This is a genomic window from Streptosporangium sp. H13245, from assembly GCF_055690525.1.
Genome location: NZ_JBSZKT010000001.1, coordinates 344,852 through 360,124, shown reverse-complemented (window position 1 = coordinate 360,124; position 15,273 = coordinate 344,852). Strand labels below are relative to the sequence as shown.

Below are 15,273 nucleotides of genomic sequence, written 5' to 3'. Positions count from 1 at the left end.
CCTCCCGGGACGGCACGGACCCGGCGGGCACACCGTTCTCAGGCGCCGGGGAGTCTCAGCATGCGATCGACCAGCTGGCGGTGATGGGCCAGGAAACGCTGCCGCGCCTGCGGGTCCGAGGAGACGGAGCGGTCCCCCTCGGCGATCGTCTCGCCGTGCAGGAACCCGTACACGCTCCAGATCAGCGTACGCACCATCAGGCCCAGGTCCACCTGGTCGTCGATCAGCCCGGCCCTGGCGGCGGAGCGCAGCGCGTCGCGGGTGAAGTTGATGAGGGGGACCGAGTAGATCCGCTCCAGGTCGGGGATGTCGGCGGCGTCGCCGAGCCAGCGGTGCATCCACAGCGCGGGGATCTGCGGGTTGGTGAGGCAGAACTCCAGGTAGCGCTCGGAGAGCCCGTACATGGCGGCGGCGACCCCCTCGGGATCGGCGGCGGGGAGCGTGCTGAGCGCGTCCTTCACGACCGCCTGTTCCGCCCGGCTGGCGTGGTCGATGACGGCGAGATAGAGATCGTGCTTGTCACCGAACCGCCGTTGCACCCACGCCGGATCCTCCCCGGCCGCCTCCGCTATCCCCTGCAGTGACGTGCCGTCGTAGCCGAACGCCGCGAAGAGCCGCGTCGCGATGTCGATGACCGCTCGGCTCTGCGGGTCGTCGGCGGGAACCATGACTCGATTCAAGTCCCCCGCACGGACGGAGACGCCCCGGCACTGGTTTCGACCTGGTCAAACCTGTGTGCGCAATACCCCGCCCCGGCGCGAGGCGACGGACCGCGGGCGAGGAATGGCAGGACGCCCAGCGGGGCGGCGGACCGTGGGCCGAGAACGGCAGGATGCCCAGCGGGGCGGCGAATCGTAGGTCAGGACGGCAGGATGCTCAGCCGACCCGCCCCGGCCAGGGGGCGGGCCGCAGGTCAGGACGGCAGGATGCTCAGCTGGCCCGCCTCCGTCAGGGTGGTGATCCGGCGCGGGGCCGCCGGGTCGCGCCGCACGTCGACGATCGCGTTCCCGGTGCCGGTCCGCACGTCGTAGCCCTCCCGGTACGTCTCCCCGTCCGGCACCCTGAGCCGCACGTTCCCGGCCGCCTTCACCACGGCGTCGACGGTGCCAGGCGGTGCCGTGAACCTCAGGTCGATGTCTCCCGTGCTGGTCTCGACGTCGGCCCCGGCGGACCCGAGGCCGGTGCCGATCACGTTCCCCGTCCGCGCCCGTACCCGCAGCGCGCCCCCCGTGTCGTCCACGATCACGTCGCCCGTGGTGGTGGAGAGGCGCAGGTCGCCCTGGATCCCGCTCACCGACACGGTCCCGAGGCGGCGGGACACCGCCTCGACGTCGGTGGCGGCGGGTACGCGCAGGATGTAGTCGGCCTGGCAGACGAAGCCGCCGGGATGGTCGCTGCCGGGGCAGTGGACGTCGAGCTTGAGCGTCCGCCCGTCCCACTCCTCGGTGACCACGGGCCGGTTCCGAATCCAGACGAGCGTCCGCTCCAGGTCCAGCCGCTTGACCGCCCCCGGCACGAACGAGACGTTGACGTAGCCCGTGGTCTCCACGACGATCCCCGGCCCGGTGAGGTCCCGGGACAGCGTCGTGGTCTCGATGGTCGGGCGCTCCGCCATGATCTCGGCCCACGCCGCCAGGGCGGTGAAGGCTACGACGAGCGCGGTGAGCGTCCCTCCGGCGACCAGCCAGACGGTCCGGACGGTGTTTCGTATCGGCATGGTCTCAAACCTTCAGGAATCGCAGGACGGCGAGCACCCGGCGGTGGTCCTTGTCGGCGCCGGAGAGGTCGAGCTTGGTGAAGATGTTGTTGATGTGCTTGCCGACCGCGCTCTCGGACACCACCAGGGCCTCGGCGATCCCGGTGTTGGAGCGGCCCTCCGCGATCAGCGACAGCACCTCGTGCTCCCTGCGGGTCAGCCGGTCCAGCGGGTCGCTGTGCCTGCGCAGCAGCAGCTGGGCGACCACCTCGGGGTCCAGGGCGGTGCCCCCGGCGGCGATCCGGCGCAGCGCGTCGAGGAACTCCTCGACGTCGGCCACCCGGTCCTTGAGCAGGTAGCCGATCCCGCTGGTCGCGGTGGACAGCAGCTGGGTGGCGTAGCGCTCCTCGACGTACTGGGAGAGCACGAGGATCGCGAGCGTCGGCCGCTGGCGGCGCAGGACGAGCGCCGCGCGCAGGCCCTCGTCGGTGTGCGAGGGCGGCATCCGCACGTCGGTGACGACGAGGTCGGGTTCGTGCTCGTCCACGGCGCGCAGCAGTCCCTCCGCGTCGGCCACGGCGGCCACGACCTCGATGCCCGCCGAGCCGAGCAGGCGGACGAGCCCCTCCCTCAGCAGTACGGAGTCCTCGGCGAGCACTACGCGCACGGTAGCTCCACTCTGATCGTCGTCGGCCCGCCGAGCGGGCTGTCGACGTACAGGATGCCGTCCACGGAGCCGACCCGGCGGGCCAGGCCGCGCAGGCCGGTCCCCCGGTCCGGGTCCGCGCCGCCCTGGCCGTCGTCGCCGACGGCCACGTGGAGACGGTCGCCGACGCGGTCGACGGTGACCTCGGCGCCGGACGCCCTCGCGTGCTTGGCGATGTTGGTCAGCGCCTCGGACACGACGAAGAACGCCACCGCCTCGACCGTGGGAGAGGCCCGCTCGGAGATGTCGACGCTCAGCCGTACGGGGAACGGGGCCCGCACGGCGAGGCCGGACAGCGCCGCGTCCAGGCCCTGGTCGTTGAGTACGGCGGGGTGCAGCCCCCGGACGAAGTCGCGCAGCTCCTTCAGGGCCTGCTTGGCCTCCTCGTGTGCCTGGACGATCACCTCGCGGGCGGGTTCCGGCAGGTCGGTGAGGGTGGCGCGGGCCATGCCCAGGTTCATCGCGAGCGACACCAGCCGCTGCTGGGTACCGTCGTGCAGATCCCGTTCGATGCGGCGGCGCTCGGCGTCCGCGGCGTCGACCACCTCGGCGCGGCTCTCCCGCAGCGTCTCGACCCGCTGGACCAGCTGGTCGCTCAGGCTGGGGCCGAGCAGGGCCTCGGCGGCGAGCACGTCCAGCACCGCGAACCCCCGGGCCAGCCACGGCCCCGCGACGAGCAGGGCCCCCGAGACGAGGACGAACACCACGCTCCGCCAGGTCTCCTCCATCGCCCAGTACCGTACGGCGAGCGCGGCCGTGAGCAGGCCGCCCGCCCACGCCCCGACGACCGAGAAGGCGCCGACGCCGCTGATCAGCGGCGTCAGCAGGTGGTACGCGAGCCGACGCCAGGCGCTCCGCGTCCTGGCCTCCTGGAGCAGCCGCCTGAACGGGTTCATACTCAGGGCGCGGCGCGGGACCGGGAGGATGTCGACACCGAGGAAGGCGGCGAACCGGGACCGCTGCACCCGGGTGAGCAGCCGGACGACCCAGAAGAGCAGCAGCAGCGCGATCACGGGGACCACCACGGTCCACACCAGGATCACCGACGCCGCCACCAGCGCCGAGATCACCCCCGCGCCCAGCAGCGCGATCGGCACGCCCGTCACCAGGTGCACGGTACGGAGCCAGGCCCGTGCGGACCAGTGGGCGCTGATCCTCTCCCAGGGGGTGGTCATCTCGATGGCGGTCATAGGACCACCGTAGGGACCGGGACGGCCCGGACACAGGGGCGAGGTATCCCGGAAAAAGGTGAGGCAAACCCCACCATCGCGCGAACCGGGGATTCCATCGCGGGGGCCGGTGATTCCGTCACGGGAAACGCCCCCGTCCCGCACGAAGGCGTTCGCCTACCTTGGGGCCATGAAACCCCGCGTGCATGTCAACCTGCATGACGGGGGACGGACGACAAGGCCGCGTGAAGGTGAAGTAAAGATCCATTTGTCTGCTTCGCCTACCCTTGGGCCATGGACCCCCGCGAGCATGTCGACCGGCATGACGCGGGACGGACGATAAACCGGCCGCCTCCCGGCCAGGCCGTACTCCCCGTACCTCCCGGCACTGTGGACCCCTCCGGCCCCTCTGGCCCTTCCGGGCTTCTCGCCGACGATCCGATGGCCGCGCCGCTGACCTACCCCGGCCGCCTCCCCCCGGGAGCGGGGCTGCTGGCCGACGGCCGCTTCCTGCCGATGTCCGAGGAGGCCGGGCCTCTCGGCGGCCGGAGGGTGAGGTCCGGGAGCCGGGAGACACGGCTGGCCGATCACCTGGCGGGCCTCGGCGCGGGGCCGATAGAGGCGCGCCACCCGGTGGTCGCGGTGGGGTCCAACGCCGCGCCGGGCCAGCTGCACCGCAAGTTCACCGCCGCCGGGATCCGGCCCGTGGTCCCGCTCACCCCGGCCACCGTGCGCGGCGTCGCCCCGGGGGTGTCGGCGCACGTCAGCCGGAGCGCGTACCTGCCCGCCGCGCCCGTCAGGGTGCCGGGGGCGTCGCTCCTGTTCGTGGTGTGGGTGGACGACGCCCAGCTCGCCGCGCTGGACGCGACCGAGCCGAACTACCTCCGGCTCCCGCTGCCCCCGTCCTCCTTCCCCGTGACCCTCCCCTCGGGGGAGGCCCTCCCGGCGTGCCACGTCTACGCGGGCAGGCACGGATGCCTGGTGGACGAGGAGGGCGAGCCGCTGCGTCTCGCTCCCCAGCCGGAGCTGATCGGGCACCTGCTGGCGCGCTCCGCGAAACTGCGGCGCCTGTTCGGGCGGACCCCGGAGGAGTTCGTCACGAGGGCACGGGAGGACGGCGGGGCGCGGGAGGCGGCCCGCGCGCTGTTCCGGAGCGACGGGCTCGCCGACCCGGAGGCCGGTCTCGCCGAAGAACTGTCACACCCCCCGACCCGGGAACGGCACCGGAACCCCTGACCGGAGGCCGCACCGGACCACCTAGGCGTCACTGGGAAGAACCGGGAAAAACCGGCGGCACAGCGCGCTCAACCCCCCCCGCACCCCCGCACACCCCCACCGGCCGGACCTCGATCGACCTCACATGACCCTGTAGATAACCCCAATGGGGGTAGTCATGGGTTATAAATAGGGGCATCCTGAACGCGGCCCATCGGAGGGATCGTCCCCTTGAAGCGTGTGCTGTTGCTGGCGACCGGTGACCTCATCGCCCACTCGTACGCACCCGGCCGTCCGGGTGTCCTGTCCGGGGCCGAACTCCTCCAGGTACTCCCGCCCGGCGCGATCGCCGCGGACGTGGTGGCCGAGGACGTGATGGCGGAGCCCAGCTGGGACATGTCGCCCTCGACCATGCTGGAACTGGCCCGCAGGGCGCGTTCGGCCATCCTGGACCGCGGGTTCGACGGCGTCGTGATCACTCACGGCACCGACACGCTGGAGGAGACCGCGTACCTCGTGGACCTGCTCGCGGGCCGGGCGGCGGAGCGTGGCGCCATCGTGCTGACCGGCGCCGTACGCTCCCTGGACGAGCTGTCCCCGGACGGCCCGCGCAATCTCGCCTCCTCCATCACGGCCGCCGCCGACGGCGCGCTGCGCGGTGCCGGGGCCGTCGTGTGCGTCAACGACGAGGTCCACGCGGCCCGCTGGGTCGCCAAGGTCGACGCCACGAGCGTCGCGGCGTTCTCGTCGGCCCCCTTCCCCGTGCTGGGCCGGGTGACCGGCGGCCGGGTCGGGACGCTGTCCGCCCCGCCGCCCCGGCCGCCCGCGTTCGTGGGGGATCCGGCGTCGGACGTCGCCCTGATCAAGACCTATCCGGGGATCGCCCCCGCGCTGCTCACCGCCGTCGTGGACGCCGGGGCCCAGGGCGTCGTGCTGGAGGGGACAGGGGTGGGCAACGTACCGGTCGAGCTCTTCACCACGATCGCCGAGCTGACGGAGTGGGGGATCCCGGTGGTCGTCGCGTCGAGGTGCCGTACCCACGAGGTCCCGCTCGACGAGATGCGCTTCGGCGCGGGGCTCGCCGGGCACGTCGGGGCGATCGGGGCCCGCGGCCTGGCACCCTCGAAGGCGCGGTGCGCGCTGATGGTCGCCCTCGGGACCGGCGGGATCGACGCCGTACGCGACTGGTTCGGCAGGCTCTGACGCCCCGCGAGATGATTTACGGATAGGTAAAAACCCCGGAAAGGGGGAGTATCCCCGAGCTGCGTGGGCACGTCGGTGGAGTCCGTGATCCGGCGAAGGGCTGGGGAGGCCTTCGCCGGATCACCCCCCTCCTCCCCGTCCCGGTCCCCGCGTCGCCCGGAGGAGCACCAGGAACGGTCAGACGGGGATCGAGACCCCGAGGCCGCCACGGGTCTCGGCGCCGTACCGCTCCTTCTCCCTCGCGATGTCGAGGGGCTTGATGCCGGAGCGCCCGTTCAGCACCTCCTCGGTGAGCAGGTTCGCGGGGACCAGCCAGGAGACCTCGAACTCCAGCCCGTCGGGGTCCTTTGCGTACAGGGCCTTGGTGGTGGAGTGGTCGGAGGCGCCGACGAGGGCGTTGAGCTCGCCGAGCCTGAGGGCGATCCGCTCCAGCTCCGCGAGGGTGTCGACCTCCCAGGCCAGGTGATAGAGGCCGACGTTCGTGCGTCCGGCACCGGAGGGACCCGCCTGCGCGCCGATCTCGAAGAGGCCGAGGTCGTGGTCGTTGCTGGATCCCGAGGCCTGCAGGAAGGCGGCGCCCGGCATCTCCATGACCACCCTGAACCCGAGGGCCTCCCGGTAGAAGGCGACGCTGCGCTCGGCGTCACGCACGAAGAGAACGGCGTGGTTGAGCCGCTGGACCGGCATGGTTCCTCCCAAAACTTGAACTCTCAAGTAGATTACCTCCGCTTTCTTGAGAGTTCAAGTAAGCTGTGGCCGTGACGCGATGGCTGGACGACGACGAGCAGCGCACCTGGCGCACCTTCCTGGCCGCCTCGCAGCTCGTCCAGGAGGAGCTGGACCGGCAGCTGCAACGGGACTCCGGCATGCCGCACGCCTACTACGCCGTGCTGGTGAAGCTCTCCGAGGCGCCCAGGCGCATGATGCGGATGAGCGAGCTGGCGGCGGAGGTCAACTCCTCGCAGAGCCGCCTGTCGCACGCGGTGAAACGGCTGGAGGAACGCGGCTGGGTGCGGCGCGAGCCGTGCGCCGCGGACAAGCGCGTGAGCTGGGCGATCCTCACCGACCAGGGCCTCGCGGTCCTCACCGCCGCCGCCCCCGGTCACGTCGAAGCCGTACGCCAAGCCGTCTTCGACCGCCTCACCCCCGGCCAACTCCACCAACTAACCGAGATCTGCACCGCCCTTCTCTCCACCCCGGAACCCTCGTGACCTCGTGGGACGCGTTCACACTCCGTGCCGGGCCGCAAGCGGGTACGGCCTGGACCGTGAATGCCGCACCACGGAGCTGTACGAGCGCGTCGGCCCTTCCACCGAGGGTGACGTGAGCTGGATCAGAGATCGCCGTCGCGGATATCCGATACGTCGATGACGATCACGGTGATGTTGTCGGGGCCGCCGTGGTCGGTGGCCAGTGTGACGAGGCGGTCGGCCGCCTCTCCTGGATCGTCCGACGAACGCAGGGTGTCCCGGATGGACTCACTGGGAACGACCGAGCTCAGCCCGTCCGAGCACAGCAGGAACCGGTCGCCGGAGCGGAGTTCCCGGACGGTGAGATCGGGGGAGCGGCCGTCGGCCCGGCCGTCGAGGAAGCGGGAGATCCGTCCGGGCAGGTTCGGCACGCTGTCGGCGTCGGCCACCAGGTTCCCGTAGGTGTGGTCCTCGGTGATTCGGACGATCTTCGATGTCCCGTCGGCGTCGCGCAGCAGGTAGGCGCGGGAGTCACCCACGTTCGCCAGGACCGCCCTCGTCCCCGACCACAGCATCGCCACCAGCGTGGTGCCCATGCCCGCCCGTTCGGGTTCGGCGTCGATCCTGCGGTGCAGGGCCTGGTTGGCCGCGTAGATCGCCCGTCCCAGAACGGTGGACAGGTCCGCCGGGTCGACCTGGCGGTCGTGGGGACGCAGAACTTCGATCACGGTGGCGCTGGCGACGTCACCGGAGGTGTGACCGCCGAGGCCGTCGGCGACGGCGAACAGGGAACGGCCCGCGTAGACGGCGTCCTCGTTACGTCGGCGCACGAGTCCGATGTGGGTGCGGGCGGCGGCTTCGACGGTGAGTGGCATTCGTTCACTCGCCGCCCGTCTCGGTGTCGTCGGGCCATGGGGCCTGCGCGGATTCGTCTCGATGGAGAACGTGCACGGTTTCGACGCGGTCACCGGCCACGATGTACTCGGTCACCTCGATGGGCCGACCGTCGCCTCCCGAGGTGCCGACGCGCACGATCTCCAGCACGGGCAGGCTGGTGGGGATCTCCAGTAGACCGGCCTCGTCCTTGGTCGGCATCCGCGCCCTGTGGATCTCCATCCAGCTGATGGGCCAGTGACCGGCCCTCTCCAGCCGGTACAGCCAGTCGCCTGGACCGGGAGCCTGGGCGTCGACCTCGGGGGCGTCGGCGACGCCACGCGGGTGGATCCACGAGATGTTGATCTGGAACGGTGGTTCCGACTCGGGGCCGGTGACCCGGAACCGGCGCAGCACCGGACTGCCCGCCGGAACGCCCAGCAGTTTCGCGATCCGGGGGTCGGCCAGAGGCTCGACGGACGCGGTCGGCGGGATGTGGTGTTTCCAGACTTCCTGGCCGGAGGCCGACGGGAAGGAGTATCCGGGACCGTCGGTGGCGACGTTCCGTTTCACCAGGTTCCCGCGTGGTCTGCGCAACCGCATCATGCCGTGCCGGACGATGATCCCGCGCCCCTGCACCGCCCAGACGAAGCCTTCCGACTCCAGCACTCCGATCGCCCGGCCGATCGTGTCCCGGTTCGCGCCGTACTGCGCCGCGAAGTCGTCCAGGCGCGGGAGCTTGGCCCCGGGCTCCCACTCGCCGTTCTCGATCCGTGTCCGGATCTGGGCAGCGAGATCAAGGTAACGCGAGTGCACGGCCATCACACAACTCTCCCTTCGCCAGAAATTGTCTTGGGATAATTGACAGAGGGTTGGTGTCGGCCGACTATAGTCCCAAGACTATCGCCCCCCGAAGAGGCGGGTTCGCCTAGATGGGCTGACGTGACCAGCGTCCGAACCACAGGGCAGACCACCTTAGAAAACGGGTCCGCTCAGCGCTGCGAACGCTTGAACGGACCCTTGACCAGGAAGGCGCTCCTGAACCATGAACAACCTTAGTCCCCCGCTCCTCGACCGGACCATGGCGAGCGGCTGTGGCTGTTTCGCCGGAAGCCCGCCGCTGCCGATGGGCTGCGCTGCCTGCGGGCACGCCCCGTACGCGCACGGCTGCTCCGGCCAGGCAGCCGACCACGAGTACGCGCAGCCGTCCGGCGAGTTGATGACCGCCCGCCTGGAGGCGCGCCACCGGATCGGCCTTGGCCGGAGGCTGCCGACCTTCCAGCCCGCTCACGAGGTCACCGCGCGACCCGTTCCGGTCGTGCCCGCGCCCCGCCGGGCCGAGCGTGAGGTCGTACCCGCATCCCGGCAGGCCGATCGCGAGACGGCATCGGCCCGCACCCGGCCCGCCGGGCGTACGGACGCGAGCCGCCCGGAGGCGCCCGGCACTGGCCGCCCGCATCGGCCGGTCGAGCCCCGCGAGGAGCGCGCGGCCCGCCTGGCGCTCGCCCGGGATCTGCTCACCCGGCGGCGAGCCCTGATCGCGGCCCACACCCTTGGATATCCGCTCCGTAAAGCGGCCCGCGTACCTGAACACCCACCTCGTAAAGCGGCTCGCGCACCTGAACACCCACTCCGTAACGCGGCCCGCGCGTCTGAACGCCCACCCCCGGACGCGGGAGGCCGGACGCGACACCAGCGACCCGGAGAACCGGCCGCCCAGCGGACGCTCACCGTGCTCCCTGACCTCCCCGGCGACCGGCACCGGACGCATCGGCCTTACAGGGCTTCCCAGCCGGGACTCGCCGTCGCCCCCGGCCGGGACCACTCGCCGGACACCTCTTCCTCCTGGCGGCACAACCCGCAACAACGCGAGGTCGCGGCATGAACACGACCCCCGCAGGAAGGTGCGGGTGCGGTGGCGGATCCGCCTCCCCGGTGACCGTCGCCGCGAACGCCGTGCGGCATGCCGAGGAGTTGGCCGCCGTGCTGGCCGAGCTTCACCACATCCGCGCGGACGTGCACGAGCTCGCCTCCGGCAACGCGATCGTGTCCGTCCACTACGGGCTGCTGGCCTACACCGACGGCGAGAGGTTCTGGTGGACCGGCCCCAAGCACGGCGACGCGGGCGGCTCCGGGCTGACACTGGTCGCGGTCGCCGAACAGCTCGCCGGGCACTACGCCGTCCTGCGGGCCAGGGACGCCGCCGACGTGCTGCGCGCCGGGTTGCCGCTGCTGGCCGACGTGATCCTGGCCGAGCATGTCGACCCGCGCTGACACCGACGCGGCCGAGCCGCCCGGCGAGTACGGCAGCACACCCATTAAGGAGTCGTCCTTGATCCCGTTCCATGGAACCCCGGCGGGTGACCGGCTCCTGGAGCGGCGACTCACCAGGCGGGGAGCGCACTCACGCTTCGAGCACGAAGGTTCCAGTCTCGCCGAGGCCACCTTGTACGAAGAGCTGGGCGGCATCCTGGCCGCCGACGGGTTCGCCTTCCACCGGGTCGACACCGGGCACCTATCACCGCAAGACGCCGCTTCGGCCCTTGCCGATCACATCCTTCAACTATCGTCACGGGCGTCACACCCACGCCGGGAAAGGCCCCCGCCTCCATGACGACGACACAGCGTCAGCAGGTCACCGTCGATGTGCACGTGATCCTGGAACGCGACGACCACATTCTGCTGTGCCTGCGTCAAGGCACCGGCTACGCCGACGGTCTGTACTGCCTGCCGTCGGGGCACCTCGACCCCGGCGAGACCGTGATCGACTGCGCGGTCCGCGAGGCCCGTGAGGAGGTCGGCGTCGTCATCGCCCCGGACGCCCTGCGACCGGCCACGGTGGTTCACCACCTGTCCCCGGAGGGACAACCCCGCGTCGGGTTCTTCTTCGTCACCGAGACTTGGGGCGGTGAAGTGGTCAACGCCGAACCGGGCAAGTGTGCCAAGGTCGAATGGGTTCCCATCGACGTGCTGCCGGACAACACCGTGCCGTACACAACCGCCGGGGTCGAGCTCTACCGCACGGGCGTCGGCATCGGCACGCACGGCTGGCCCTCGTAGGAACACGCCCATGATCTGTGCCTGAAGCCTCACCGTGATGACGCGCCGGTGACCGGAGTGAGGCACGAAGGGGAGCGGCGGATGAGCGACGAGGGAGGAAGTCGGGCAAGAGCGTCCTTACCGTGAAGCGTGGACGTCGCGGTCAGGCCCGCGTCGTGGACAGGTGGCTCCACGGGTCGGCGATGACGCGGTGGATGACCTGCCCGGCGGCGCCCAGGGTGGCGGCGTCGCCGCCGAGGCGCGAGACGGTCAGCTCGGGGACGGCGCGGCGCATCACCCCCAGCCGCGAGGTCATCGTCTCGTGCGCCGGTCCCCGGATCCACGGGAACAGCGGGGCGAACACCCCGCCCAGCACGATGGTCCCCGGGTCCATCAGGTGCACCGCCGAGGTGAGGGCGACGCCGAGTGCCTGACCGGCGCGCTCGCAGGCCTCCAGCGAGCCCCGCTCGCCCGCGTGCAGGCGCGCGAGCAGGGTGGCCACCCCGGCGGGGACCCCGGCGAGTCCGGCGGCCCTCAGCAGCGCGTCCTGACCGGCGTACTGCTCCAGGCACCCCCGGCCGCCGCAGCGGCAGGCCGGGCCGTCGGGGGAGACGACGACGTGGCCCAGTTCCCCGGCGAGGCCGCGGGCGCCGCGGAACAGGGTCCCGCCGACCACCAGGCCCGCGCCGATGCCGATCTCCCCCGACACGTGCAGGAAGTCGCCGGGCACGGAGCCGAACCAGAGCTCGCCCAGGGCCGCGAGGTTGGCCTCGTTGTCCACCTCGACGGGGAAGCCCAGCAGGTCGGAGACGCGGACGTCGTGCCAGCCGAGGTTGGGGGCCGTGTGGACCAGCCCTCCGTCCACAGGGCCGGGCAGCGCGAGGGTCGATCCGGCGATGGAGAGGCCCTCTCCACGCGCTTCATCCACAGCCCTGTGGGCGAGTTCTTCCAGGTGAGAGAGGGTTTCCACAGGGGAGGACGTACGGTTGTCCACAGCCTGTGTATATCTGAGCCGCACCGCCAGAGTGAGGTCGACCACGCAGGCGGACAGGTAGTCGACGTTGATCTCCAGGCCGAGCGCGGCGACCCGCCGCCCGCTGAGCGCGACGGCCGTGCCCGGCCGTCCCCGCTCGCCGTCCCTGAGCGCGCCCGACTCGGTGACCATGCCCGCCTCGATCAGGTCGCCGACCATCTTCGACACCGTGGTCTTGGTCAGGCCGGTGATCTCGGCCAGTGCCGCCCGGGTGATCGGACCGCTCCGGCGGACCTCGCCGAGGACCACGCCGAGATTGCGGGCGCGCATCGAGTCGTGGCGTACGGCCTGTGTCATGGAACATCCACCCCCTTGACGATCCCACCACCTCGATCCATATTAAGTCCATAAAGTGGATTAAATCGGAGGAACGAAGATGAACGCCTACACCCCCAAGCCCGAAGACCGTTTCACCTTCGGGCTGTGGACCGTCGGCTGGCAGGCCCGCGACCCCTTCGGGGACGCCTCCCGCGCCCCGCTCGACCCTGCGGAGAGCGTGCACAGGCTCGCGGAGCTCGGCGCGTACGGCGTCACCTTCCACGACGACGACCTGCTCGCCGTCGAGCCCGACCGTGACAGGGCCATCGCGAACTTCAAGAAGGCGCTGGCCGAGACCGGGCTCAAGGTTCCGATGGCCACCACGAACCTGTTCACCCACCCCGTCTTCAAGGACGGCGGGTTCACCAGCAACGACCGCGACGTCCGCCGCTACGCGCTGCGCAAGGTCATCCGCAACGTGGACCTCGCCGCCGAGCTCGGCGCGACCACCTACGTGTGCTGGGGCGGGCGCGAGGGTGCCGAGTCCGGGGCCGCCAAGGACATCAGGGCCGCGCTCAGCCGCTACAAGGAGAGCATGGACGTGCTCACCTCGTACGTGATCGAGCAGGGCTACGACATCAGGTTCGCCATCGAGCCCAAGCCGAACGAGCCCCGGGGCGACATCCTTCTCCCGACGATCGGCCACGCGCTCGCGTTCATCAACGAGCTGGAGCACTCCGACCGCGTCGGCCTCAACCCCGAGGTGGGCCACGAGGAGATGGCCGGGCTCAACTTCGCGCACGGCATCGCGCAGGCGCTCTGGCACGGCAAGCTCTTCCACATCGACCTGAACGGCCAGCACGGCCCCCGCTACGACCAGGACCTGATCTTCGGTCACGGCGACGTGAAGAACGCCTTCTTCCTGGTCGACCTGCTGGAGAACGGCGGCTACGACGGCCCCAGGCACTTCGACTACAAGCCGCTGCGCACCGAGGACTCCGAGGACGTCTGGGTCTCCGCCGCGGCCAACATGCGCACGTACCTGATCCTGAAGGAGAAGGTCGCGGCGTTCCGCGCCGACCCCGAGGTCGCCGAGGCGCTCGCCGCGAGCAAGGTCGCCGAGCTCTCCGAGCCCACGCTCGCCCCCGGCGAGACGATCGCCGACCTGAACCGCGACGAGTTCGACCTCGACGCGGTGGCCGCGCGCGGCTTCCACTTCACGCGCCTCAACCAGCTCGCCATGGACTACCTCCTCGGGGTCCGCGGATGACGCTGGTGGCCGGGGTCGACTCGTCGACCCAGAGCTGCAAGGTGGTGATCAGGGACGCCCGTACGGGCGCCCTGGTCCGCCAGGGCCGCGCGACCCACCCCGAGGGCACCGAGGTCGACCCCGGAGCCTGGTGGGACGCGCTCCAGGAGGCGATCGCGCGGGCGGGCGGGCTGGACGGCGTCGAGGCGATGAGCGTCGGCGCGCAGCAGCACGGCATGGTCTGCCTGGACGAGTCCGGCGACGTCGTCAGGAAGGCGCTGCTGTGGAACGACACCCGTTCCGCGGGAGCCGCTGCCGACCTGGTGAAGGAGCTGGGCGGTCCCGAGGTGTGGGCCGAGGCGGTCGGCAGCGTGCCGGTCGCGTCGTTCACGGTGACCAAGCTCCGCTGGCTGGCCGAGCACGAGCCCGACTCCGCCCGCCGTACGGCGAGGGTGTGCCTGCCGCACGACTGGCTCACCTGGCGGCTGGGCGGGGAGTTCGTCACCGACAGGGGCGACGCGTCCGGCACCGGGTACTGGTCCCCCGCGACCGGGGCCTACCGGACCGACCTCCTCCAGACGGCCTTCGGCGCCGTACCCGGCCTCCCCGAGGTGCTGGGTCCCCGTGACCCCGCGGGCGAGGTGCGGCCCGCAGCCGGCGTCTCCGGCGCGGGCGCGGTGCGTCTCGCGCCGGGCACGGGCGACAACATGGCGGCGGCCCTCGGGGTCGGCGCCCTGCCCGGGGACGTGGTGGTGTCGATCGGGACGTCGGGGACGGCCTTCGCGGTCGCCGCGACCCCGAGCGCCGACCCGACCGGCTCCGTGGCCGGGTTCGCGGACGCCACGGGGCGGTTCCTCCCGCTGGTGGCCACGCTCAACGCGGCCAGGGTGCTCGACGCCGCCGCGCGGATGCTCGGGGTCGGTCTCGACGAACTCGGCAGGCTGGCCCTGGAGGCGCCCTCGGGGGCCGGGGGACTCGTCCACGTCCCCTACCTGGAGGGCGAGCGCACCCCGAACCTGCCCACCGCCACGGGCTCGCTGCACGGGCTGACGCTGGCCACCTCCACCCCGGCGCACCTCGCCAGGGCGGCGGTGGAGGGCATGCTCTGCCATCTCGCCGACGCCTTCGACGCCCTCGGGCTCGACCCGGCCAGGGTCCTGCTCATCGGCGGAGGCGCCAGGTCCGAGGCCGTACGGCGGATCGCCCCCGCGGTCTTCGGGCGGCCGGTGGTCGTCCCCGAGCCTGGGGAGTACGTCGCCGACGGGGCGGCGAGGCAGGCCGCCTGGCTGCTCGGCGGCGACGAGCCCCCGGCCTGGGAGGCGGGCAAGGCCGAGCACTACGAGGCCGACCCCACGCCCGAGGTCAGGGCCCGCTACGCCGAGGTCCGCGGCCTCGGCTGAGACACCGGCACGGAGACACCGGAACACCGGGCCGCGGGACTGAGACACCGTCCCGCGGCCCGGCGCGAGCCCCCTCACGGGGTTCTCGGTCTTGACCGGGAGGTCGTCCGTGGCTTTCATCGGGACGGTCCACCACCTTCACCAGGAGGTGGCGGACCGTCCCGAACCGTTTCGGGACGGGGGGGTGAGCCCCCGCGTCTCAGGGACGGCTCAGGGTTGGATCAGGGGTACCGCCGGATGTC

General features: G+C 71.6%; 16 protein-coding genes. 8 read left to right on the top strand and 8 right to left on the bottom strand.

All coding sequences use genetic code 11. From position 1 onward, the window contains the following. Window positions 1-38: 38 nt before the first annotated feature. From ACW9TB_RS01675 to ACW9TB_RS01660, 4 genes are all read right to left on the bottom strand, one after another. Complete coding sequence (locus ACW9TB_RS01675) at window positions 39-668, bottom strand: TetR/AcrR family transcriptional regulator (protein WP_472746101.1); 630 nt, start codon at window positions 666-668, stop codon at window positions 39-41. A gap of 245 nt (window positions 669-913) precedes the next feature. Continuing rightward, entirely contained in the window at window positions 914-1,717 is an 804-nt protein-coding gene (locus tag ACW9TB_RS01670) for a DUF4097 family beta strand repeat-containing protein (RefSeq protein WP_472746100.1), read from the bottom strand. A gap of 4 nt (window positions 1,718-1,721) precedes the next feature. Beyond that, window positions 1,722-2,363 (bottom strand): response regulator transcription factor, encoded by a 642-nt coding sequence (locus ACW9TB_RS01665; protein WP_472746099.1) that lies wholly within the window; start codon window positions 2,361-2,363, stop codon window positions 1,722-1,724. Beyond that, window positions 2,354-3,592 (bottom strand): sensor histidine kinase, encoded by a 1,239-nt coding sequence (locus ACW9TB_RS01660; protein ID WP_472746098.1) that lies wholly within the window; start codon window positions 3,590-3,592, stop codon window positions 2,354-2,356. Before ACW9TB_RS01660 ends, ACW9TB_RS01665 begins: the two co-directional genes overlap by 10 nt. A 273-nt stretch (window positions 3,593-3,865) precedes the next feature. On the opposite strand from ACW9TB_RS01660, the gene ACW9TB_RS01655 reads away from it, so the two are divergent. Next, window positions 3,866-4,807, top strand: coding sequence for a hypothetical protein (locus ACW9TB_RS01655; protein ID WP_472746097.1), 942 nt, complete (start codon window positions 3,866-3,868; stop codon window positions 4,805-4,807). Between the two features lie 219 nt (window positions 4,808-5,026). After that, entirely contained in the window at window positions 5,027-5,989 is a 963-nt protein-coding gene (locus tag ACW9TB_RS01650; RefSeq protein ID WP_472746521.1) for an asparaginase, read from the top strand. 177 nt (window positions 5,990-6,166) lie between these two features. Here the strand turns inward: ACW9TB_RS01650 and ACW9TB_RS01645 are convergent, their stop codons facing one another. After that, window positions 6,167-6,676, bottom strand: coding sequence for a VOC family protein (locus ACW9TB_RS01645; protein WP_472746096.1), 510 nt, complete (start codon window positions 6,674-6,676; stop codon window positions 6,167-6,169). Window positions 6,677-6,741: 65 nt separating this feature from the next. Between ACW9TB_RS01645 and ACW9TB_RS01640 the strand changes: the two genes are divergently transcribed. Continuing rightward, window positions 6,742-7,200, top strand: coding sequence for a MarR family winged helix-turn-helix transcriptional regulator (locus ACW9TB_RS01640; RefSeq protein WP_472746095.1), 459 nt, complete (start codon window positions 6,742-6,744; stop codon window positions 7,198-7,200). 122 nt (window positions 7,201-7,322) lie between these two features. Here ACW9TB_RS01640 and ACW9TB_RS01635 read toward each other — a convergent pair whose 3' ends face one another. Together ACW9TB_RS01635 and ACW9TB_RS01630 are read right to left on the bottom strand one after the other, a co-directional pair. Further along, window positions 7,323-8,009 (bottom strand): PP2C family protein-serine/threonine phosphatase, encoded by a 687-nt coding sequence (locus ACW9TB_RS01635; protein WP_472746094.1) that lies wholly within the window; start codon window positions 8,007-8,009, stop codon window positions 7,323-7,325. Window positions 8,010-8,058: 49 nt separating this feature from the next. After that, complete coding sequence (locus ACW9TB_RS01630) at window positions 8,059-8,874, bottom strand: GntR family transcriptional regulator (RefSeq protein WP_472746093.1); 816 nt, start codon at window positions 8,872-8,874, stop codon at window positions 8,059-8,061. A 223-nt stretch (window positions 8,875-9,097) separates the two neighbouring features. Between ACW9TB_RS01630 and ACW9TB_RS01625 the strand changes: the two genes are divergently transcribed. From ACW9TB_RS01625 to ACW9TB_RS01615, 3 genes are all read left to right on the top strand, one after another. Then, complete coding sequence (locus tag ACW9TB_RS01625) at window positions 9,098-9,937, top strand: hypothetical protein (protein ID WP_472746092.1); 840 nt, start codon at window positions 9,098-9,100, stop codon at window positions 9,935-9,937. Continuing rightward, the gene (locus ACW9TB_RS01620; RefSeq protein WP_472746091.1) at window positions 9,934-10,326 is read left to right on the top strand and encodes a hypothetical protein; all 393 of its coding nucleotides are present in this window, start codon (window positions 9,934-9,936) and stop codon (window positions 10,324-10,326) included. Before ACW9TB_RS01625 ends, ACW9TB_RS01620 begins: the two co-directional genes overlap by 4 nt. A gap of 336 nt (window positions 10,327-10,662) precedes the next feature. Next, window positions 10,663-11,112 (top strand): NUDIX hydrolase, encoded by a 450-nt coding sequence (locus tag ACW9TB_RS01615; protein WP_472746090.1) that lies wholly within the window; start codon window positions 10,663-10,665, stop codon window positions 11,110-11,112. A gap of 142 nt (window positions 11,113-11,254) precedes the next feature. Here the strand turns inward: ACW9TB_RS01615 and ACW9TB_RS01610 are convergent, their stop codons facing one another. Then, window positions 11,255-12,421, bottom strand: a complete 1,167-nt coding sequence (locus ACW9TB_RS01610) for an ROK family protein (protein WP_472746089.1) — start codon at window positions 12,419-12,421, stop codon at window positions 11,255-11,257. Between the two features lie 79 nt (window positions 12,422-12,500). Here ACW9TB_RS01610 and xylA point away from each other — a divergent pair, with 79 nt between their 5' ends. Both xylA and xylB read left to right on the top strand, forming a co-directional pair. Continuing rightward, window positions 12,501-13,652: a xylose isomerase gene (xylA, locus tag ACW9TB_RS01605; protein ID WP_472746088.1), complete on the top strand. Its 1,152-nt coding sequence runs from the start codon at window positions 12,501-12,503 to the stop codon at window positions 13,650-13,652. Next, window positions 13,649-15,031: a xylulokinase gene (gene xylB / locus ACW9TB_RS01600; protein ID WP_472746087.1), complete on the top strand. Its 1,383-nt coding sequence runs from the start codon at window positions 13,649-13,651 to the stop codon at window positions 15,029-15,031. Before xylA ends, xylB begins: the two co-directional genes overlap by 4 nt. Window positions 15,032-15,273 lie beyond the last annotated feature (242 nt).

Excerpts from the sequence above, each read along its gene's own strand:
- ACW9TB_RS01675 (WP_472746101.1), bottom strand. The coding sequence starts at position 668 with ATGGTTCCCGCCGACGACCCGCAGAGCCGAGCGGTCATCGACATCGCG.
- ACW9TB_RS01670 (WP_472746100.1), bottom strand. The coding sequence starts at position 1,717 with ATGCCGATACGAAACACCGTCCGGACCGTCTGGCTGGTCGCCGGAGGG.
- ACW9TB_RS01660 (WP_472746098.1), bottom strand. The coding sequence starts at position 3,592 with ATGACCGCCATCGAGATGACCACCCCCTGGGAGAGGATCAGCGCCCAC.
- ACW9TB_RS01655 (WP_472746097.1), top strand. The coding sequence starts at position 3,866 with ATGGACCCCCGCGAGCATGTCGACCGGCATGACGCGGGACGGACGATA.
- ACW9TB_RS01645 (WP_472746096.1), bottom strand. The coding sequence starts at position 6,676 with ATGCCGGTCCAGCGGCTCAACCACGCCGTTCTCTTCGTGCGTGACGCC.
- ACW9TB_RS01630 (WP_472746093.1), bottom strand. The coding sequence starts at position 8,874 with ATGGCCGTGCACTCGCGTTACCTTGATCTCGCTGCCCAGATCCGGACA.
- ACW9TB_RS01625 (WP_472746092.1), top strand. The coding sequence starts at position 9,098 with ATGAACAACCTTAGTCCCCCGCTCCTCGACCGGACCATGGCGAGCGGC.
- ACW9TB_RS01620 (WP_472746091.1), top strand. The coding sequence starts at position 9,934 with ATGAACACGACCCCCGCAGGAAGGTGCGGGTGCGGTGGCGGATCCGCC.
- ACW9TB_RS01615 (WP_472746090.1), top strand. The coding sequence starts at position 10,663 with ATGACGACGACACAGCGTCAGCAGGTCACCGTCGATGTGCACGTGATC.
- ACW9TB_RS01610 (WP_472746089.1), bottom strand. The coding sequence starts at position 12,421 with ATGACACAGGCCGTACGCCACGACTCGATGCGCGCCCGCAATCTCGGC.
- xylA (WP_472746088.1), top strand. The coding sequence starts at position 12,501 with ATGAACGCCTACACCCCCAAGCCCGAAGACCGTTTCACCTTCGGGCTG.
- xylB (WP_472746087.1), top strand. The coding sequence starts at position 13,649 with ATGACGCTGGTGGCCGGGGTCGACTCGTCGACCCAGAGCTGCAAGGTG.